18 protein-coding genes are annotated in these 18133 nt (G+C 71.4%); 8 read left to right on the forward strand and 10 right to left on the reverse strand.

What is annotated here, in order from left to right; translation table 11 throughout:
- Positions 1 to 310: 310 nt before the first annotated feature.
- A complete protein-coding gene (locus tag ACFYMU_RS27345; protein ID WP_388378425.1) occupies positions 311 to 661 on the forward strand; it encodes a group II intron maturase-specific domain-containing protein in 351 nt (116 codons plus the stop codon).
- Between the two features lie 141 nt (positions 662 to 802).
- Here ACFYMU_RS27345 and ACFYMU_RS27350 read toward each other — a convergent pair whose 3' ends face one another.
- Both ACFYMU_RS27350 and ACFYMU_RS27355 read right to left on the reverse strand, forming a co-directional pair.
- Positions 803 to 1297, reverse strand: coding sequence for a hypothetical protein (locus ACFYMU_RS27350; protein ID WP_388378428.1), 495 nt, complete (start codon positions 1295 to 1297; stop codon positions 803 to 805).
- 523 nt (positions 1298 to 1820) lie between these two features.
- Positions 1821 to 2195: a hypothetical protein gene (locus ACFYMU_RS27355; protein WP_388378431.1), complete on the reverse strand. Its 375-nt coding sequence runs from the start codon at positions 2193 to 2195 to the stop codon at positions 1821 to 1823.
- A 197-nt stretch (positions 2196 to 2392) separates the two neighbouring features.
- On the opposite strand from ACFYMU_RS27355, the gene ACFYMU_RS27360 reads away from it, so the two are divergent.
- The 6 genes from ACFYMU_RS27360 to ACFYMU_RS27385 all read left to right on the forward strand — a co-directional run bounded on the left by ACFYMU_RS27360 (position 2393) and on the right by ACFYMU_RS27385 (position 10731).
- Positions 2393 to 3259, forward strand: coding sequence for a DUF2797 domain-containing protein (locus ACFYMU_RS27360; RefSeq protein ID WP_388378434.1), 867 nt, complete (start codon positions 2393 to 2395; stop codon positions 3257 to 3259).
- A 278-nt stretch (positions 3260 to 3537) separates the two neighbouring features.
- Positions 3538 to 4278, forward strand: a complete 741-nt coding sequence (locus tag ACFYMU_RS27365) for a response regulator transcription factor (RefSeq protein ID WP_388378437.1) — start codon at positions 3538 to 3540, stop codon at positions 4276 to 4278.
- On the forward strand, positions 4275 to 5888 hold the full coding sequence (locus ACFYMU_RS27370; RefSeq protein ID WP_388378439.1) for an ATP-binding protein: 1614 nt from the start codon (positions 4275 to 4277) through the stop codon (positions 5886 to 5888). The genes ACFYMU_RS27365 and ACFYMU_RS27370 overlap by 4 nt, the downstream gene beginning before the upstream one ends.
- Before the next feature lie 14 nt (positions 5889 to 5902).
- Positions 5903 to 7381 (forward strand): glycosyltransferase, encoded by a 1479-nt coding sequence (locus tag ACFYMU_RS27375; protein WP_388378441.1) that lies wholly within the window; start codon positions 5903 to 5905, stop codon positions 7379 to 7381.
- Entirely contained in the window at positions 7371 to 9698 is a 2328-nt protein-coding gene (locus ACFYMU_RS27380; protein ID WP_388378444.1) for an ArnT family glycosyltransferase, read from the forward strand. The genes ACFYMU_RS27375 and ACFYMU_RS27380 overlap by 11 nt, the downstream gene beginning before the upstream one ends.
- A 232-nt stretch (positions 9699 to 9930) precedes the next feature.
- Positions 9931 to 10731 (forward strand): TetR/AcrR family transcriptional regulator, encoded by an 801-nt coding sequence (locus tag ACFYMU_RS27385; RefSeq protein ID WP_388378447.1) that lies wholly within the window; start codon positions 9931 to 9933, stop codon positions 10729 to 10731.
- A 25-nt stretch (positions 10732 to 10756) separates the two neighbouring features.
- On the opposite strand, the gene ACFYMU_RS27390 is transcribed toward ACFYMU_RS27385, so the two are convergent.
- The 3 genes from ACFYMU_RS27390 to ACFYMU_RS27400 all read right to left on the reverse strand — a co-directional run bounded on the left by ACFYMU_RS27390 (position 10757) and on the right by ACFYMU_RS27400 (position 13774).
- Entirely contained in the window at positions 10757 to 11242 is a 486-nt protein-coding gene (locus ACFYMU_RS27390) for a PPOX class F420-dependent oxidoreductase (RefSeq protein WP_388378450.1), read from the reverse strand.
- Positions 11243 to 11487: 245 nt separating this feature from the next.
- Positions 11488 to 13248, reverse strand: a complete 1761-nt coding sequence (locus ACFYMU_RS27395; protein ID WP_388378452.1) for an MDR family MFS transporter — start codon at positions 13246 to 13248, stop codon at positions 11488 to 11490.
- A 13-nt stretch (positions 13249 to 13261) separates the two neighbouring features.
- Positions 13262 to 13774: a MarR family transcriptional regulator gene (locus ACFYMU_RS27400; protein ID WP_388378455.1), complete on the reverse strand. Its 513-nt coding sequence runs from the start codon at positions 13772 to 13774 to the stop codon at positions 13262 to 13264.
- Between the two features lie 244 nt (positions 13775 to 14018).
- Between ACFYMU_RS27400 and ACFYMU_RS27405 the strand changes: the two genes are divergently transcribed.
- Complete coding sequence (locus tag ACFYMU_RS27405; RefSeq protein ID WP_388378458.1) at positions 14019 to 14213, forward strand: hypothetical protein; 195 nt, start codon at positions 14019 to 14021, stop codon at positions 14211 to 14213.
- 28 nt (positions 14214 to 14241) lie between these two features.
- Here the strand turns inward: ACFYMU_RS27405 and ACFYMU_RS27410 are convergent, their stop codons facing one another.
- The 5 genes from ACFYMU_RS27410 to ACFYMU_RS27430 form a co-directional block, all read right to left on the reverse strand.
- Positions 14242 to 15009, reverse strand: a complete 768-nt coding sequence (locus tag ACFYMU_RS27410) for a hypothetical protein (protein ID WP_388378461.1) — start codon at positions 15007 to 15009, stop codon at positions 14242 to 14244.
- Positions 15010 to 15220: 211 nt separating this feature from the next.
- Positions 15221 to 16132: an RNA polymerase sigma factor SigF gene (locus tag ACFYMU_RS27415; protein ID WP_388378464.1), complete on the reverse strand. Its 912-nt coding sequence runs from the start codon at positions 16130 to 16132 to the stop codon at positions 15221 to 15223.
- 245 nt (positions 16133 to 16377) lie between these two features.
- Entirely contained in the window at positions 16378 to 17301 is a 924-nt protein-coding gene (locus tag ACFYMU_RS27420) for a SigB/SigF/SigG family RNA polymerase sigma factor (protein ID WP_388378467.1), read from the reverse strand.
- A gap of 169 nt (positions 17302 to 17470) precedes the next feature.
- Positions 17471 to 17764 carry a Dabb family protein gene (locus ACFYMU_RS27425; protein WP_388378470.1) on the reverse strand — a complete coding sequence of 98 codons (294 nt, stop codon included), beginning with the start codon at positions 17762 to 17764 and terminating at the stop codon, positions 17471 to 17473.
- A gap of 55 nt (positions 17765 to 17819) precedes the next feature.
- Positions 17820 to 17996, reverse strand: coding sequence for a hypothetical protein (locus ACFYMU_RS27430; protein ID WP_388378473.1), 177 nt, complete (start codon positions 17994 to 17996; stop codon positions 17820 to 17822).
- Positions 17997 to 18133 lie beyond the last annotated feature (137 nt).

Here is an 18133-nt window from a genome sequence, read left to right on the forward strand (position 1 = left end):
ACCGCCCGCACCTGATCGAGGGCTGCCTGCCGACCACCGGCCTGGACCTCAAGGGCCTGATCAACCAGCCGGACATCGCGGATTCAACCTGAGTACCCGCGAGCAGGCCGAGGCTGCCCTTGGGCAGCTGAAGGTCCTGCTGGCCGAACTCGGCCTGGAGCCGAAGGCGGCCAAGACCAGGATCGTGCACCTGGAGGTCGGAGGTGGGGGAGTGGACTTCCTCGGCTTCCATCACCGGTGGGTCACGTCCCGGCCTCGCGGCGGGCGGCATCCGATCGCCTTCCTCGCTCGCTGGCCCTCGGACAGGGCAGTGCAGCACGCCCGTGACCGGATCCGTGAACTCACGGAACGGCGCAGGATGCTGCGGCCGGTCAAAGTGATCGTGGAGGATGTGAACGCGTTCCTGCGTGGATGGGGCGCGTATTTCCGGTTCGGGAACTCGGCCCATCGCTTTGACCAGATCAGCTCGTACGCACGGATGCGGATCGGCGGGTTCATCGCCAAGAAGCACCGGCGCAGCCGGAAGTTCGGCTGGTCGGTGGTCGCCCACGCGGCCTCCGACTCGTTGGGGCTGGTCGCCCTGCACGGGACCGTCGTTGCACCCAGACCCTTCCGGGACTGGCGGGGCAGGCCGAATGCCGGTGGTGAACGGCGTCGGTGAGCCGTGTGCGGGAGAACCGCACGCACGGTTCGATGAGGCGGGGGCTGGAAACGGAGCGTACGTACTACGCCACCGCGCCAGCCCCCGACCCTACATGACGGCCCACCGACTCCGTCGGCGGACCGTCATGCAAGATCGAGGTTAGATGTAGGTCCAGCGCCATGCGTTTGATCTGTAAGTGCACTTGATCTTCGTGCCGCCCGCGGTGGTGGTAATGGCGCCGTGGTCGCTGTTCCGGCAGAACTGTCCCGCCGAGTAGCAGTTTCCCGCGTTGGAGACGATCGAGCACGTGCCGGTGCTGTCCTGGCCGCCGCTACTCCCGCTGCCGCTACTGGCGGCCTTGGCGGTGGTGGTCTTGGTGACAGTGACCGTGGGGCCGGGCTTCGCCTTGGCCTTGACGGTCTCAGTGACGGTCGGGCCGGGCTCGGGCCTGGCCGTGACGGTCGCGGTGATGGTCGTCGCGGGTTTGACCTTGGTCTCGACGGGCTGTTGCCCGTCGCCCCCGGCGGAGCCGATGAGCGCGCCCGTGATGAGCAGGGCCGTGCCGCCGACCCACACGAGTACGCGCTTGTGGAGCGGACGGGTGTCTGGTGGGCGTGGTGTCGGCGGTATGGGTGTGGTGTACGGGTTGGTCATCTCGTCCCCCAGGATGTTTCGGGTGGAGCGACCGTAGTGCTCGGCAGGGTCGTGTGTGCAGAGTGTGTAGGAGGGGTGGCCATTCTGTGACCAGCGCTCGGTCGGTGCTCCAGCGCGCAGGATGGTGGCGCCAGGCCGCACAGATCTTGGCAAGGTGTGCGAGGGCTTTCAGGAGCAGATCAATGAAGCAGTAGCCTGTATGACCACCAATGACCGATCTCTCCAGAGCTACGGATCAGAAGGTTGCAGGTTCAATTCTGCCGAGTGCGCACAGGTCAGAAGCCCCGCCGGTTCTTCCGGCGGGGCTTCTGACATCAGCGGGTGGCATCAACGCCCCCGCGCAGTGCCGTTCAGGCCGCGCTGTCGTCTTCCGTCTCGTCCCCGTCGTCGAGCCCCGACGCGTCGTCCAGCCGACCCGGCGGCGGCCCGCAGCGTCGTCCCCATCCCGTGCGCGTACGTGTCCAGCGTCATCGTCTGCGTCAGCTGTCGGGCGGGACTGCTCCGTCGGCCCGGGTGTCGAAGCTCAGCGTCCGGTGAACAGTGCGAGCAGGTTCAGGACGACCAGGCCGGTCGCGGCGGCACCCCCGACGACAACGGCTCCGGTGCCGGATCGGGCGGCGCCCTTCCTCCGGGCCCGGAGGCCGAAGAACAGGGTGGCGACCGGGGGGATGACCAGCACGAGGAGGGAGGGGCCACCGGCCCACAGCGACGCGGACACCGGAATCGAGTCGTCACCGCCGTGATAGCCCTGCAGCGACAGCAGCCAGTCGCCGAGAAACGCGGCGGCCACGAAGGAGACGGGCAGCAGGACCAGCGAGAGCCAGGCACGGCGTACGTCCCGGTGGCCGGCGTCGGACTGCCGTGGCGTCGGGACGGGACGCCCAAGCGGAGCGGTCATGATGTGCCCCCTTCGGCTGTGGTTGTCAGCGTAGTTCGCCACGGGCGCGTTCGACGGGCCGGGCTGCCCGGCTGTCTGGCCCGTCGGTCGGCGGTATGGCCGCAGGGCGTGTGTTTGAGGACGGGGGCGCCCACGCCCCGGCCGGGAAAGGCGTCCGGCACCGGCGTTGTCAGTGGTGGCCCCTACGCTCGGTGGTGATGGCACAGGTGTGGCGATGCGCGGGGCTGCGGTGGGGTGACGGCGTGCCCGTGCTGGCGTGGGAAGGCGGGCGGTCCAGTGGTCTGGGGCGGGGCAAGCGGGTGGCCTTCGCGGTCGTGGCGGGCGGCGTGCGGACCTGCGTGGGCGCGCGGGGGCACGGGTGTCCGGCGCGGGCCGGGGTGCCGGGACGGAGCACCGGTGCGCGGTGCGAGGAGTGCGCGCGCCTCGACCGGGCCCACTCGGTCGCCGCCGACACGCTGGCCGACGATCCGCGGCCGTACCGGGTCTACCTCGCGTGGTTCGGTCCCGGCATGGTCAAGGTCGGGATCACCGCGGTCGGGCGCGGACCGGCGCGGCTGCTGGAGCAGGGCGCCGTCACCTTCAGCTGGCTGGGGTGTGGGCCGCTGATGGCGGCCCGGCGCACGGAGGAAGTGCTGCGGGCCGCGCTCCGGGTGCCGGACCGGATTCCGTACGCCGACAAGCGGGCGGTGCGGGCCGCGTTGCCGCCGGCCGGGGAGCGGGTGGCCGAGTTGGCGGAGCTGCATGCGCGGGCGCTGGCGCTCGACGGCTGGCCGGAGACGCTGGAGCGGGCGCCGTTCCGGGCCGTCGACCACGGCGCGGTGTTCGGGTTCGAGGGGCTGCCGCGCACGGACGGCGTGGTGAGCGAGTTGGTCGCGGGCGGAGTGGTGAGTGGGGATGTGCTGGCCGCCGCCGGGCCCGACCTCCATCTGGCCACCGGGCGCGGGGCCGTCGTCCTGGACACGCGCCTGATGACGGGATGGGACCTGACGGCTGCCGACCGGGACGCCTTGACCGTGCCGGTGCGCGAGGTGGGGGACGCGGCGGCGCAGGAAGGGCTGTTCTGACTTGTCACCGCGGCTTCCCGGGGACTCCTCCGAGGCGTACGCGGTGCGCGTCGCCGGGGCCGAGGGCAGCCACACGTTTCGGTGCGCGCGGGCGGTGCCGCAGGCGGTGGGGAGGCGGCAATCGAAGCGCGGCCCATGGTGACGTGCCGTCAGGCGGGTGCGCCCCAGGTGCGGTTCCGTGGATCCCAGGAGTTTCCTGAGAGGTGCCTGTGCGTTTCTCAGAGAAATCACAGACGGGTGAAAGGGCGCTCTCAGCGGGCCCCGACAAGGTGTCCAGCATGACCATGACCTCGCCCCAGGGGCGCACCGAACTGCTGAGGCCGGACGGGAGCCCCGTCCGAGTGCTGGTGGTGGACGACGAGCTGTCGATCACCGAACTGCTGTCCATGGCCCTGCGCTACGAGGGCTGGCAGATCCGCAGCGCGGGTGACGGACATGGCGCCGTCCAGACCGCGCGAGAGTTCCGGCCCGACGCCGTCGTCCTCGACATGATGCTCCCGGACATGGACGGCCTGGCCGTGCTGGGACGGCTGCGGCGCGAACTGCCCGACGTGCCGGTCCTCTTCCTCACCGCGAAGGACGCCGTCGAGGACCGCATCGCGGGTCTGACCGCGGGCGGCGACGACTACGTCACCAAGCCGTTCAGCCTGGAGGAGGTCGTGGCGCGGCTGCGCGGACTGATCCGGCGGTCCGGTGCCGCCGACCGCCGCTCCGACTCCGTGCTCGTCGTCGGCGACCTCACCCTCGACGAGGACAGCCACGAGGTGTCGCGGGCCGGTGAGAACATCCACCTCACCGCCACCGAGTTCGAACTGCTCCGGTTCCTGATGCGCAACCCGCGGCGCGTGCTCAGCAAGGCGCAGATCCTGGACCGCGTGTGGTCCTACGACTTCGGCGGGCAGGCCAACGTCGTCGAGCTGTACATCTCCTACCTGCGGCGGAAGATCGACGCCGGGCGCGAGCCGATGATCCACACCCGGCGCGGCGCCGGTTATCTGATCAAGCCCGCAGTGTCATGAGCGGACGACGGCGGTCGCGTGCCCGAAGGGCAGGACGACAGCCGCGCACGCTGCGGACGCGGCTCGTCTTCTCGGCGGTGGCGTTGATCGCCGTGGTGTGCGTCGTGATCGGCACGGTGACGACGATCGCGCTCGGCCAGCACCTGTACCAGCAACTGGACAGCCGGCTGGGCGAGGTGGCGGCGCGGGCGACGGGCGGGCCCATGGTGGGCCCGGACAGGCCCGAGGAAGGGGTGCCCGAGCACCTGAACGAGACGTTCACGCTGGAGGACTTCGTCGCCCGTGGCCCGCAGCCGATGAACACCATCGCCGCGAAGGTCGAGAACGGCGGCATCACCGAGGCCAGGATCGGCAAGCGGTACAAGGACGCCAACGGCGTCCCCCAGTCGAGCGCGCGCACCCTGAGCGCGGCCCAGGTCGCCGCGCTCGGTTCCGTCCCCAGGGACGGCCGGCCGCACACCGCGGACATCCCCGGTCTGGGCGAGTACCGCGTCGAATACCGGGCCGGCGCCAACGGAAGCTTCTACGCGGCCGTGCCGACCGCGGACGTCACCAACACCATCGACACCCTCGTCATCGTCGAGGTCAGCGTCACGGCCGCAGGTCTGGTGGCGGCCGGCATCGCCGGCTCCGTGCTCGTCGGTCTCGCCCTGCGCCCCCTGCGCAAGGTCGCCGCGACCGCCACCCGCGTCTCCGAACTGCCGCTGCACGCCGGCGAGGTGACCCTCAACGAGCGTGTACCGGAGTCCGAGACCGATCCGCACACCGAGGTCGGCCAGGTCGGGGCCGCACTCAACCGCATGCTCGACCACATCCACGGCGCGCTGCACGCACGGCAGCAGAGCGAGATGCGCGTACGGCAGTTCGTCGCGGACGCCAGTCATGAACTGCGCACCCCGCTCGCCTCCATCCGCGGATACGCCGAGCTGACCCGGCGGGGGCGGGAGGAGACCGGCCCCGACACGCGGCACGCCCTGGGACGGATCGAGTCCGAGGCGGGGCGCATGACCCTGCTCGTCGAGGACCTGCTGCTGCTCGCGCGGCTGGACGCCGGGCGACCGCTCCAGTTCGAGCGAACCGACCTCGTCCCGCTCGTCGTGGACACCGTCAGCGACGCGCGCGCCGCCGGGCGGGACCACAACTGGCGGCTCGACCTGCCCGACGAGCCCGCGCTCGTGTCGGCCGACGCCGCCCGGCTCCAACAGGTCCTCGTCAACCTGCTCGCCAACGCGCGCAACCACACCCCTGCGGGCACGACCGTCACCGCACGGGTGCGGCGGAGCGGGCCCTGGCTGTGCGTGGACGTCCAGGACGACGGCCAGGGCATTCCGCGCGGTCTGCTCCCGCACGTCTTCGAGCGGTTCGCACGCGGCGACTCGGCACGGTCCCGGGCCACCGGCTCGACCGGACTCGGGCTCGCCATCGTGCAGGCCGTCGCGGCCGCGCACGGCGGTGCCGTGACCGTGGACAGCGTGCCCGGCCGCACCGTGTTCACCGTGCACGTACCGGCGCTCACCGCCGATGTGCCGCCGCACAGCCCGGAAACGGAACCGCAACGCCACTCACAGCCGCACCACAGCGCCACCACACGGGTGCGACAGGGCGCTTGAGAAGAGTCGGTGCCATGCGAACCGATTCCTCTCCCGGCACGCTGCCGGCGCGGGAGCACCTCCCGGCCGCCGGAGCCGGTACGCCTGTCCTGGACGTAGTGATCCCCGTCTACAACGAGGAGAAGGACCTCCAGCCATGCGTGCTCCGACTGCACGAGCACCTCAAGCGCACGTTCCCGTACGCGTTCCGGATCACGGTCGCGGACAACGCGTCCACCGACGCCACCCCGCAGGTGGCCGCGCGGCTGGAGGCGCGGATTCCCGAGGTGACGTCCTTCCGGCTGGAGCAGAAGGGCCGGGGCCGGGCGCTGCGGACCGTCTGGTCCGCCTCCGACGCCCCGGTCCTCGCCTACATGGACGTCGACCTGTCGACGGATCTCAACGCGCTGCTGCCCCTGGTGGCGCCGCTCATCTCCGGCCACTCCGACCTGGCGATCGGCTCCCGGCTCGCCCGCGCCTCCCGCGTGGTGCGGGGACCCAAGCGAGAGTTCATCAGCCGCGCCTACAACCTGATCCTGCGGGGCTCGCTGCAGGCCCGCTTCTCGGACGCGCAGTGCGGCTTCAAAGCGATCCGCCGTGACGTGGCCCAGGTGCTGCTGCCGCTGGTCGAGGACACCGGCTGGTTCTTCGACACCGAGATGCTGGTCCTGGCCGAGCGCGCGGGCCTGCGCATCCACGAGGTGCCGGTCGACTGGGTCGACGACCCGGACTCCACGGTGCACATCGCGCGGACGGCGACCGAGGACCTCAAGGGCGTGTGGCGCATCGGCAGGGCCCTGGCCACCGGTTCGCTGCCGCTGGACCGGCTCGCCCGGCCCTTCGGCGACGATCCGCGCGACCGGGAGATCAAGGACGTGCCGCGGGGCCTGGCCCGCCAGCTCGTCGGCTTCTGTGTGGTCGGCGGTCTGTCCACCGTCTTCTACCTGGCGCTCTACAGCCTCTTCCGCCAGGTCTCGGGCGCTCAGTTCGCCAACGCGCTCGCCCTGCTGGTCTCCGCGGTCGCCAACACGGCGGCCAACCGCCGGCTCACCTTCGGTGTGCGGGGCCGCGGCGGTGTCGTCCGCCACCAGGCGCAGGGCCTGGTCGTCTTCGGCATCGGCCTCGCCCTCACCAGCGGCTCCCTCGCCGCCCTGAACGAGGCGACGAGCGACCCCTCGCACGCCACGGAACTGGCGGTGCTGATCGCCGCCAACCTCGCCGCGACGGTCCTCAGGTTCCTGCTCTTCAGGGCGTGGGTGTTCCCGGACCGGCACGAGGGCTCCCAGGACTCCGCGCCGCCCGCCGCCACCCGCCTGCGCCACGACCTGCACCCGCAGCACCCACAGTGCCGGCAGCACCCGTACGCCACCCCGGACACGTACGGCACGACCGGGTTCCGTGCCGGTGCCGGTGCCGGTGCCGACGCGGACGGCACCACCTGGAGGGACGCGACCATGCCACTGCAGCCGGTGCGCCCGCAGACCACCGATGCGAGGAACCACGATGACCACTGACCACCCCCGCACCACCCTTCCGGGAGACACGGCGCCCTCCTCATGGGGGCCGCCGCCCCACCCGGCGGGCGAGCCGCAGCAGCCGCCGCCGGCGCACAGACTCCGGCGCGGCCGGCCCGAGGACCCGCGCTGGGTGCGCCCCGCCTTCGTGGGCCTGCTGCTCGCCACCACGGTGCTGTACGTGTACGGCCTGAGCGCGTCCGGGTACGCCAACTCCTTCTACTCGGCCGCGGTCCAGGCTGGCAGCACGTCCTGGAAGGCGTTCTTCTTCGGCTCGCTGGACGCGGGCAACGCGATCACCGTCGACAAACCCCCGGCCGCGCTGTGGCCGATGGCGCTGTCGGTGCGGATCTTCGGCCTCACCTCATGGGCGATCCTCGTCCCCGAGGCCGTCATGGGCGTCCTCACGGTCGCCGTCGTGTACGCGGCGGTCCGGCGCCGCTTCAGCCCCGCCGCCGGGCTGATCGCGGGCGCGGTACTGGCGCTCACACCGGTCGCGGCCCTGATGTTCCGGTTCAACAACCCGGACGCGCTGCTCGCGCTGCTGATGTCGCTCGCGGTCTACTTCGTGCTCCGGGGCCTGGAGGACGGCCGCACCAAGTGGCTGGTGTGGGCGGGCGTCGCGGTCGGCTTCGCCTTCCTGACCAAGACCCTCCAGGCGTTCCTGATCCTGCCGGCGCTGGCGGCCGTGTACGGCGTCTGCGCACCCGTGAAGCCGATGAAGCGGCTCGCGCAGCTGGCCCTCGCCACCGTCGCGCTGGTGGTGGCGGGCGGCTGGTGGGTCGCGATCGTCGAGCTGTGGCCGGCGTCGTCCCGCCCGTACATCGGCGGCTCGCAGAACAACTCCTTCCTGGAGCTCACGTTCGGCTACAACGGCCTCGGCCGCATCAACGGCGACGAGACCGGCAGCGTCGGTGGCGGTGGCGGTGGCGGTGGCGGCGGCGGCGGCAACGGCGGCCAGTGGGGCGAGACCGGCTGGGACCGGATGTTCAACGCGGAGATCGGCGGCCAGATCTCCTGGCTGCTCCCGGCCGCGCTGATCCTGCTCGCCGCGGGCCTGGTGCTCACCCTTCCCCACTCTCGACTTCGCTCGAGCGGGGGCACCCCCATGGCCACCCCCATGGCCACCCGCACGGACACCCGCACGGCCACCCGCACGGACACCGTCCGCAGCGCGTTCCTCGCCTGGGGCGGCTCGCTGGTGATCACCCTGGCCGTCTTCAGCTACATGGCCGGCATCTTCCACCAGTACTACACGGTGGCGCTGGCCCCGTACATCGCCGCCCTGGTCGGCATGGGCGTCACGGTCCTGTGGGAGGAGCGGTCGAGGACGTGGGTGTCGCTCACGCTCGCGGCCGCCGTCACGGCCACGGCGGCGTGGGGGTACGTCCTCCTCAACCGCACGCCCGACTATCTGCCCTGGCTGAGGTGGCTGGTCCTGGTGGGCGGTCTGGCCGGTGCCCTCGGTCTGGTCTTCGCAGGCAGGATCGGGCGGCGGCTCGCCCTCGCGGCGGTGGGCGTGAGCCTCGTGGCCTGCCTCGCGGGCCCGACGGCGTACACCCTCACCACGGTGAACCAGGGCCACACCGGCTCGATCGTCACGGCCGGTCCGGCGGGCGCCGGCATGATGGGCGGCCGCGGCGGTCCGGGCGGCGGCATGCCCGGTGGCTTCGGGGGCGGCATGCCCGGCCGGAACCAGCCGAACGGCACCGCGCAACTCCCCAACGGCCGGCAGGGCGGCGGCCTCCCGGGCGGCGGCACCGGAGGCTTCCCCGGCGGCGCGCCCGGCCAGAACGGCCAGAACGGCCAGAACGGCCAGAACGGCCAGAACGGCCAGAACGGGCAGGGCAACAGCACCGGCCCGAACCAGCAGGGCGGCTTCCCCGGTGGTGGCCGGACGGGCGAGGGCGGCATGGGCGGCGCCGGCGGCATCGGCGGTCTGCTCAACGGCGCGAACGTCGGCTCCGCGGCCCGGAAGCTGCTGGAGAAGGACGCCGGGGACTACACCTGGGTGGCCGCGTCCATCGGGTCCCAGAACGCCGCCAGCTACCAGCTCGCCACGGGCGATCCGGTGATGGCGATCGGCGGGTTCAACGGCAGCGACCCGTCCCCCACACTCGCCCAGTTCCAGAAGTACGTGGCGCAGGGCCGGATCCACTACTTCATCGCCGGTGGTGGCCTCGGCGGCGGGGGCAACGGCAACGGCGGGACCTCGGTGTCCTCGCAGATCACCACCTGGGTCGAGAAGAACTTCACCAAGGTGACGGCCGGTTCGTCCACCTTCTACGACCTGACCCGCAAGACGGGCGGGAGTTGACGGTTCGCCGTGAAGGCCGTGGGCGGGGCACTCCGGTGCCCCGCCCACGGGCTTCTCCGGCGGCGTTGGCGCACGGAGCGCAGCGGGCAGACTCGCAAGGAACGGTCGCCGGGGAGCCCGGTCCGCAACGTGGCCGGACGAGCGTGGGACGCTCCGACCGAGGTGCGGATCCGCGCGTTCCGGCAGGGCCTAGCATCGTGACCAGCGGTCGGAGTGTCGAGGAAGGTGCGCCATGGTGAAGGCAGCCCAGCGGGCGGGGCGCCCGGCACGGACCAGCGTCTGGCTGGAGGGCAAGGCGTCCCGGGGCGGGGGATCGCGCGGTGGCGGCGGTCAGCCGTCCGGCCTGGACCGCGGTCGGATCACCGAGGCGACCGTACGGCTGCTGGACGCGGAGGGCCTCGCCAGGTTCTCCATGCGCCGCCTGGCCGCGGAGCTGAACGTCACGGCGATGTCGGTCTACTGGTACGTGGACACCAAGGACGACCTGCTGGAGCTGGCGCTGGACGCGGTCTTCGGCGAGATGCGGCTGCCGGTCGCGGACTCGGACTCGGACTCGGACGACGACTGGCGCGACCAACTGCGGGCGCTCGCCACGGAGTACCGGGCGCTGCTGGTGCGCCACCCCTGGCTGTCGCCGCTCGCCGGGACCTTCCTCAACATCGGCCCGCACTCCATCGACTTCTCGCTCGCCGTGCAGCGGGTGATCCGGCTGACCGGGCTGCCCGCGCACGGCCAGATGGGCGCGATCTCGGCGGTCTTCCAGTTCGTGTACGGCTTCGGCACGATCGAGGGCCACTTCATCGAGCGCTGCGCCGCGGCCGGGATGAGCCAGGACGAGTATTTCCGCCATGCCATGAGCGCGGTGACCCGGAGCCCCGAGCTGAGCGAGGTCGTGCACCGGTCCGCGGACCTCATGGAGGCCCGCGGCGGCGACACGGTGGAGGAGATGCGCGAACGCGACTTCGCGTTCGCGCTGGAGATGCTGATCGCGGGCATCGAGGCGATGGTCGGCCGCGACCAGCCGCGTTCCTAGCGACCAGCCGCGTTCCTAGGGCCTGTCAGGACAGGGCCTGGTCGTCCGAGGATGTGAGGCGGGCCGGGAAGCCGCCCGTCGCCACCGGGCCCCATCGCCGCGGGGTGACCCGGATGATCGACTTGCCCTGCCTGACCATGGCCTGACGGTACTCGTCCCAGTCCGGGTGCTCGCCCGCGATGGTGCGGTAGTACTCGACCAGGGGCTCGACGGAGTCCGGCGCGTCGATGACCTCGGCGGTGCCGTCGACCTGGACCCACGGCCCGTTCCAGTCGTCGCTCAGCACGATCAGGCTGACCTGCGGATCCCGCTTGGCGTTGCGCGTCTTGGCGCGCTCCGGGTACGTGGAGACCACGATCCGCCCCGAGTCGTCGACCCCGCAGGTCAGGGGCGACCCCTGGGGGCTCCCGTCGGTGCGCCGCGTCAGCAGGATCGCGCGATGACGGGGTCGTACGAAGTCCAGCAGTTCGTCCAGCGTCACGGCGGTGTTGGTCGCGATGTTCGGTGCCATGGGACGCAGCCTAGGCGCTGGGACCACCGCGGAGCGTGACCCTGCGGTGCCTACGTCTGGGTCGGGGATTCTCTTCGCGGCACGGTTCGCGCCCGAGCCGGTGGGCCGGCGGCGGGCGCGTCCGCAGGGCGGAGAAACCGGCCCGTGGGGTCGCGCCCGCCGCTCGGAGCGCCGCCGCCACGGGCCGGTGTGCGGCCACCACTACGGGCCGGTGTGCGGACCACTACGGGCCGGGTGCGGACCCACTACGGGCCGGTGTGCGGGTCGCTCCGGCCCGCGTCCGTGTCCGGACCCGCTGCCTCGGCGCCCGGCTCCGGGCCCGCCACCGCCCGGCTCGGCGCCTTCTCCGCGACGGGCGCCTGCTCCGCGGCCGGGGCGGGTGGCTCCGCGGCGGCGGGCGGCTCGGCGGACTCGGACGCGGCCTGCGCGAGGGCGCCCCTGGTCCGCAGCGGAACCTCCTTGATGAACAGCGTGATCAGGAAGGCCACGAACGCAAGGGGGGCGGCGATCAGGAAGACGTCGGCGATGCCGTGGCCGTACGCGCTCTCCATGACCGTGCGCAGCGGCGCGGGCAGGCTGTCCATGTCCGGGATGGAGCTGTTGGAGCTCGAACCGGCGGCGAGAGCCGCGTACTTGGGGCCGAGGGCCGCGAGGCCGTCCTTGACGTAGTCGGTGATCCGGTGGGCCATGACCGCGCCGAGCGCGGAGACACCCACGGCACCGCCGAGGGACCGGAAGAAGGTGACCGTCGAGCTGGCCGCGCCGAGGTCCGTCGGGGACACCTGGTTCTGCGTGGACAGCACCAGGTTCTGCATCATCATGCCGATGCCGAGCCCCAGCAGCGCCATGAAGGCCGCCATCTTCCAGTAGGCCGTGTCGTAGCGGATCGTGCCCAGCAGCCCCAGACCCGCCGTCACCAGCACGCCGCCGCCGACCAGCCATGCCTTCCACCTGCCGGTCTTGGTGATGACCTGGCCGGAGATGGTGGAGGAGACGAACAGGCCGCCGATCATCGGGATCGTCAGCACCCCGGACATCGTCGGCGACTTGTCCCGGGCCAGCTGGAAGTACTGCGCGAAGAAGATCGAGCCGGTGAACATCGCGACGCCCACGAAGAGCGAGGCGAGCGACGACAGCGTGATGGTGCGGTTGCGGAACAGCCGCAGCGGGATGATCGGCTCCGCGGCCCTGGACTCGACGAGGACGAACGCCAGTCCGAGGACGATCGCGCCGCCCACCATCGTGTACGTCTGCCACGACAGCCACGCGTACTTGTCACCGGCGAAGGTGACCCAGAGCAGCAGCAGGCAGACCGCGGCGGAGACGAAGAACGCGCCGGCCCAGTCGACCTTCACGTCCCGCTTCACCACGGGCAGGTGCAGGGTCTTCTGCAGCACGATCAGGGCGATCACCGCGAAGGGCACGCCCACGTAGAAGCACCAGCGCCAGCCGAGCCAGGAGGTGTCGGTGATGACGCCGCCGAGCAGCGGGCCGCCGACGGTCGCGACGGCGAAGGTGGCGCCGAGGTAGCCGGAGTACCGGCCGCGCTCGCGCGGGGAGATCATCGCGGCCATGACGATCTGCGCCAGTGCGGACAGGCCGCCGACGCCGATGCCCTGGACCACCCGGCAGGCGATCAGCGTGCCGGGGTTCTGCGACAGGCCCGCCGCCATCGAGCCCAGGACGTAGACGACCAGGGCTGTCTGGACGAGCGCCTTCTTGCTGTACAGGTCCGCGAGCTTGCCCCACAGCGGGGTGGTCGCGGTCATGGCCAGCAGCGAGGCGGTGACGACCCAGGTGTAGGCCGACTGACCGCCGCCGAGGTCGCCGATGATCTGCGGCAGCGCGTTGGAGACGATCGTGGACGACAGGATCGCCACGAACATGCCGAGCAGCAGCCCGGAGAGGGCCTCCATGATCTGCCGATGCGTCATCGGAGCGCCGTCGGGGGAGCCTCCCCCGGGTTCGGCGTGGGCCCGCACACCGGCCGGTGTGGTCGTTGCCATGGGCTTCCTTTTCCTATGTTCTGTCTGTGGGTGTACGGGGGGTCCGTTCGGCAACGGGTTCCGCGGCGAGCGCGGCCTGCGCCGGGCGAGGTGCGGAGCGGCAGTCGCCGAAGCTCTGGCGCAGCCGCGCCAGCAGCCGGGTGAGCCGGCCGATGTCGTCGTCGGACCAGTCGCTCAGCCGCTCGGCCAGCAGTTCGGTGGTGCGCCGGGACAGCTCGTCGAGCTGGGCGCGGCCGGGCGGTGTCAGGCGCAGGATGCGTGAGCGTTTGTCCGCGGGGTCGGGGGAGCGTTCGATCCAGCCGCGGTCCGCGACGTGCGCGACATGGCGGCTGGTCACCGACATGTCGACGGCGAGCAGCTCCGCGAGCTTGCTGATGCGCATGTCGCCGTGGCGGCCGAGCAGGGTGAGCACGGCGGCGGAGCCGCCCGGGCAGTCGGGCGGCAGGATGCGGCCGAGGTCCCTCTTCACGGCACCGGCCCCGCTGAGCTGACGCGCCAGCTCCTCGTACTGCGCCCGCTCGGCCATGTCCCCTCCCAGCTTCGTTGCTTTGGGCAACCATAAGGAAAATTGGTTGCTGCAGGCAAATGAAAGCGTGCGGTACGGGCTAAAAAATTGGCAAAGGCACATGTGGGCGGGCGCACATCAGCAGGTGGGCCGGGGGAAGCGCGGGGGATCCGGTGTTCGAGGGGGTGCCCTTCCGGGACGAAGCGGGGCACGGCGGCGCGGCCCCCACTTGGGCACCGCCGCACGTATTCGCTAGTGTCCGGCCATGGCTAACACCCAGGGCCCCCAGGGCAACTACGACCCCGCGGGCAGCACCCAGATGTTCCGTGCCTTCGTCGACGAGTCTCCGCAGGGCGGTCGGCAGGAGGCGGCCTCGTCGGGGCCCCGCGTCGGTCTGATCCTCGGCGTCGTCGTCGCCGTGGCGATCGTCGCCGCGGTCGCCTGGCTCGCGCTGAAGTAAGCCGACAGGCCTGGGCCTGGCCCAGGCCCTACGCCCACCGGACGGACACGTCGCGCGTCTCGATGTGCATGCCCAGCGGCACCCGCCAGGCGTCGACGCACACCGTCCAGGTCTTCTTCACGGTCGCTCCGGCGGCGATCGGCGCGGGCAGCGTCCAAGTCGACTCGATCGTCGCCCAGTCGATCCCGAGCGCCCCGATGATGTGCGTCCCGAAAGTCACCGTGCCCGAACCCACCGCGCTGCCGCCGGCGTTGCCGAAGGAGACGGTGACGTTCTCGCACCACCGCTGGTCCGTGGCCTCCCGTACGGGCTCGCCCACGCTCAGCACGGCGGGTCCGGCGGGTGTCGTACGAGAGGGCGTCGGCGTCGGGGAGGACGGTCCCGGGTCCGCGCCTGCGGGCGCGGTGGCGGGAGGCGAGGCGCTCGTGCCGCCCGGTGCGCCACCCGTGCCGGGGGTACCGCCCGGGCCGCCGCCCGGCGCACCCGCGGACGAACCACCGCTCGGCGCATCCCCCGAAGCCGTCGACGACCCCGCGGACTCGGCCGTGCGGCTGCCGTGGCCGCCGGCGCCACCGGGCCGGTCCTGCCCCTGGAGCGGCACCAGCGTGACGTCTCCCGTGGGCGCCACCGCCGTACCGGAGGCGGCGGGGGCGCCGCCCGCCGGCCCGACCGCGACGTATCCGTCCCTGCCCGCGCCGCCCGCGCACGCGGCCGGCAGTCCGGCCAGGCACGCGAGAACCGCGGAGGCGCCGACCACGGCCCGTCGGCGGCCCCGCAACCATGTCGCTCGCAGCATCGCGCCAGTGTCGCTGACGGACCGTCAATTCGGAAGGCTTCGGAAACCACGGGAAGCCCCGGAAGTCGCGGGAACCCCGAGAAATCCCGGGAAACCCGAGAAGCCCCCGGAAGCCCCGCGAAGCCCCCGGAAGCCCCGCGAAGCCCCCGGAAGTCACGGGAAGCCCGGCGGGCACGGGCCGATGCCCGAACACCCCGGCGGGCCCCGTGCGTCAGTCGGAGATGAGTCCGTCCCGCAGCTGCGCCAGCGTGCGGGTCAGCAGCCGGGAGACGTGCATCTGCGAGATGCCGACCTCCTCGCCGATCTGCGACTGGGTCATGTTCGCGAAGAACCGCAGCATGATGATCCGCCGCTCCCGGGGCGGGAGTTTGGCCAGCAGCGGCTTGAGGGACTCGCGGTACTCCACGCCCTCCAGGGCCGAATCCTCGTAGCCCAGCCGGTCCGCGAGCGATCCCTCGCCGCCGTCGTCCTCGGGGGCCGGGGAGTCCAGCGAGGACGCCGTGTACGCGTTGCCGACGGCGAGGCCGTCGACCACGTCCTCCTCCGAGACCCCCAGCACGGAGGCGAGTTCGCCGACCGTCGGGGAGCGGTCCAGCTTCTGCGACAGTTCGTCGCTGGCCTTGGTGAGGGCCAGGCGCAGCTCCTGGAGGCGGCGCGGCACCCGCACCGACCACGACGTGTCCCGGAAGAACCGCTTGATCTCACCGACGACCGTCGGCATCGCGAACGTCGGGAACTCCACGCCCCGTTCGCAGTCGAAGCGGTCGATCGCCTTGATCAGCCCGATGGTTCCGACCTGGACGATGTCCTCCATGGGCTCGTTGCGGCTGCGGAAGCGGGCGGCCGCGTAGCGGACCAGCGGGAGGTTCAGCTCGATGAGCGTGTCCCGGACGTAGGCGCGCTCCGGGCTGTGCTCGTCGAGTGCGGCGAGCCGCAGGAAGAGGGAGCGGGACAGGGTGCGGGTGTCGATGGCTTCCGATGACGGCAGGTCCTGGGCCTCGGGAGCCGGGACGGTCTCGGCAGCCGGGAGGTCCTGAGGGGCCTGAAGGTCCTGAAGCGCGTCGGGCGCGGAGTCGCTCTGCGCGAGCGTGAGCACCTTCGAGCTGCCCTGATCTGCGGACATGCCACCCCCTTTGGGTCGCGGGACGGTCGCGGCGGACGCTCCCGTCGGAGGAACGCAGCCTCCACCTGAATACCGGCCGCGAGGCTGCGGCAAACGCGCTTCCGGAAGAATGTCACATGTCGGCAACACGCTGTAGTGACATGTCGACATGTGAAAGTCGAATGCGCCCTGGTTGGAAGGGTTCTGAGGGTTATTCAGCGGAGAACCCCCGGCAAGGGAAGGTTCAGGTGATTCGCTCTTGTGAGCTACGCATCGATCCTGTTTGCGGATCGTAGCCGCGCGAAGCTCCTGGCGAGGAGCCTTGACACATGCATCTGGGAGACGCCCAGTTCGGCGCTGATCTGTGACTGGGTGAGGTTGCTGTAGTAGCGCAGCAGCAGGATCCGCTGCTCGCGCTCGGGCAACTGGACGAGCAGGTGCCGTACGAGGTCACGGTGCTCCACCCCGTCGAGCGCGGGATCCTCGTAGCCGAGCCGGTCGAGCAGGCCGGGCAGGCCGTCGCCCTCCTGGGCGGCCTCCAGAGAGGTCGCGTGGTAGGAGCGGCCGGCCTCGATGCAGGAGAGCACCTCCTCCTCGGTGATGCGCAGTCGCTCGGCGATCTCGGAGGTCGTCGGAGAGCGCCCGTACGCGGTCGTCAGGTCCTCGGTCGCGCTGTTGACCTGCACCCACAGCTCGTGCAGCCGGCGCGGGACGTGGACGGTGCGGACGTTGTCGCGGAAGTACCGCTTGATCTCCCCCACGACGGTGGGCATCGCGAAGGTCGGGAACTGCACGCCGCGGTCGGGGTCGAAGCGGTCGATGGCGTTGATCAGGCCGATGGTGCCGACCTGGACGACGTCCTCCATGGGCTCGTTGCGGGAGCGGAAGCGGGCGGCCGCGTAGCGCACGAGCGGGAGGTTCGCCTCGATCAGCGCCCCGCGCACGCGGTGGTGCTCCGGCGTGCCCGGCTCCAGCTCCTTGAGCTGGGCGAAGAGCACCTGGGTGAGCGCCCGGGTGTCGGCACCCCGGCGTTTCTGGGGGGTGGCGGCCGGAGACGGTCCCCGGGGGTGGGCGGGAGCGGTGGCGGGTGTCTGTGCCCGGTCGGGAGCCGGGGCCGGAGCCTCGTCCTGGGGTGGCGCAGTACTGGCCGACACGGTCAACGCCACCTCTTCATCCGTCCACGCATCCATCAATTCACGTCAAAAGCGGTCATAGCATCACAAGAAATGGACACTGTGTGCAAGCACCGCATAACTCCGTGTTGAGGGGGAGTTGATGCGGAGGACGTGGGTGGTCCCCATCGTTGCGGTGAGGGGCTCCGTGCGTGGGTGCGCCCCCGGAATCCGGGGGCGGTGTCGCTCAGATTTCGTAGTCGGCGATCACCCAAGTGGCGAACTCGCGCCACAGCGCGACACCCGCCTGGTGCGCCGGGTGCTCGAGGTAGCGCCGCAGCGCGTCCAGGTCGTCGACCGCCGAGTTGATCGCGAAGTCGTAGGCGATGGGCCGGTCGCTGATGTTCCAGGCGCACTCCCAGAAGCGCAGGTCGTCGACCAGGCCGTCGAGGGACTCGAAGGCGCGCACGCCCTCGACGACGCGCGGGTCGTCGCGCTGGACGCCCTCGTTGAGCTTGAAGAGGACCAGATGGCGGATCACGGGTGCTCCCAGGGGTACGACGGCGGCCGCCCGGCCGTGGGTGCGGCGGGACGCCTCACTTGGCGCCGTCGGCGAGCCACGTCATGAAGTGGCCGATGGCCTTGGCGGCACTCGAAATGCCCTCGAACCCTATCTGCACGTAGCCGGCGGCCTTGGCCGGGTCGGTGATGATCACGTAGAGCGCGAAGACCACGAGCGCGTACAGTGCGATCTTCTTTCCCTGCACCGCCACCGCGGCCTCCCCCGTATCCTCCGCCCCGCGGGGCCCGGCTTGCCGCGGCCGAGTGTAACCCGACCGGGTGTTCGGGTCCGCAAAAGATCACGTATGCACCATGCCCTCGCGTCGATCTTCTTTATGTGGTCTTTAGG

This window comes from Streptomyces sp. NPDC007264 (assembly GCF_042869095.1).
GTDB lineage: Bacteria > Actinomycetota > Actinomycetes > Streptomycetales > Streptomycetaceae > Streptomyces.

Bases quoted from the DNA above. Each gene is read 5' to 3' on its own strand.
- ACFYMU_RS27385 (WP_388378447.1), top strand. From the start codon at position 9,931: ATGGTGAAGGCAGCCCAGCGGGCGGGGCGCCCGGCACGGACCAGCGTC.
- ACFYMU_RS27360 (WP_388378434.1), top strand. From the start codon at position 2,393: ATGGCACAGGTGTGGCGATGCGCGGGGCTGCGGTGGGGTGACGGCGTG.
- ACFYMU_RS27380 (WP_388378444.1), top strand. From the start codon at position 7,371: ATGACCACTGACCACCCCCGCACCACCCTTCCGGGAGACACGGCGCCC.
- ACFYMU_RS27390 (WP_388378450.1), bottom strand. From the start codon at position 11,242: ATGGCACCGAACATCGCGACCAACACCGCCGTGACGCTGGACGAACTG.
- ACFYMU_RS27400 (WP_388378455.1), bottom strand. From the start codon at position 13,774: ATGGCCGAGCGGGCGCAGTACGAGGAGCTGGCGCGTCAGCTCAGCGGG.
- ACFYMU_RS27420 (WP_388378467.1), bottom strand. From the start codon at position 17,301: ATGGATGCGTGGACGGATGAAGAGGTGGCGTTGACCGTGTCGGCCAGT.
- ACFYMU_RS27350 (WP_388378428.1), bottom strand. From the start codon at position 1,297: ATGACCAACCCGTACACCACACCCATACCGCCGACACCACGCCCACCA.
- ACFYMU_RS27415 (WP_388378464.1), bottom strand. From the start codon at position 16,132: ATGTCCGCAGATCAGGGCAGCTCGAAGGTGCTCACGCTCGCGCAGAGC.
- ACFYMU_RS27395 (WP_388378452.1), bottom strand. From the start codon at position 13,248: ATGGCAACGACCACACCGGCCGGTGTGCGGGCCCACGCCGAACCCGGG.
- ACFYMU_RS27355 (WP_388378431.1), bottom strand. From the start codon at position 2,195: ATGACCGCTCCGCTTGGGCGTCCCGTCCCGACGCCACGGCAGTCCGAC.
- ACFYMU_RS27365 (WP_388378437.1), top strand. From the start codon at position 3,538: ATGACCATGACCTCGCCCCAGGGGCGCACCGAACTGCTGAGGCCGGAC.
- ACFYMU_RS27410 (WP_388378461.1), bottom strand. From the start codon at position 15,009: ATGCTGCGAGCGACATGGTTGCGGGGCCGCCGACGGGCCGTGGTCGGC.
- ACFYMU_RS27375 (WP_388378441.1), top strand. From the start codon at position 5,903: ATGCGAACCGATTCCTCTCCCGGCACGCTGCCGGCGCGGGAGCACCTC.
- ACFYMU_RS27405 (WP_388378458.1), top strand. From the start codon at position 14,019: ATGGCTAACACCCAGGGCCCCCAGGGCAACTACGACCCCGCGGGCAGC.
- ACFYMU_RS27370 (WP_388378439.1), top strand. From the start codon at position 4,275: ATGAGCGGACGACGGCGGTCGCGTGCCCGAAGGGCAGGACGACAGCCG.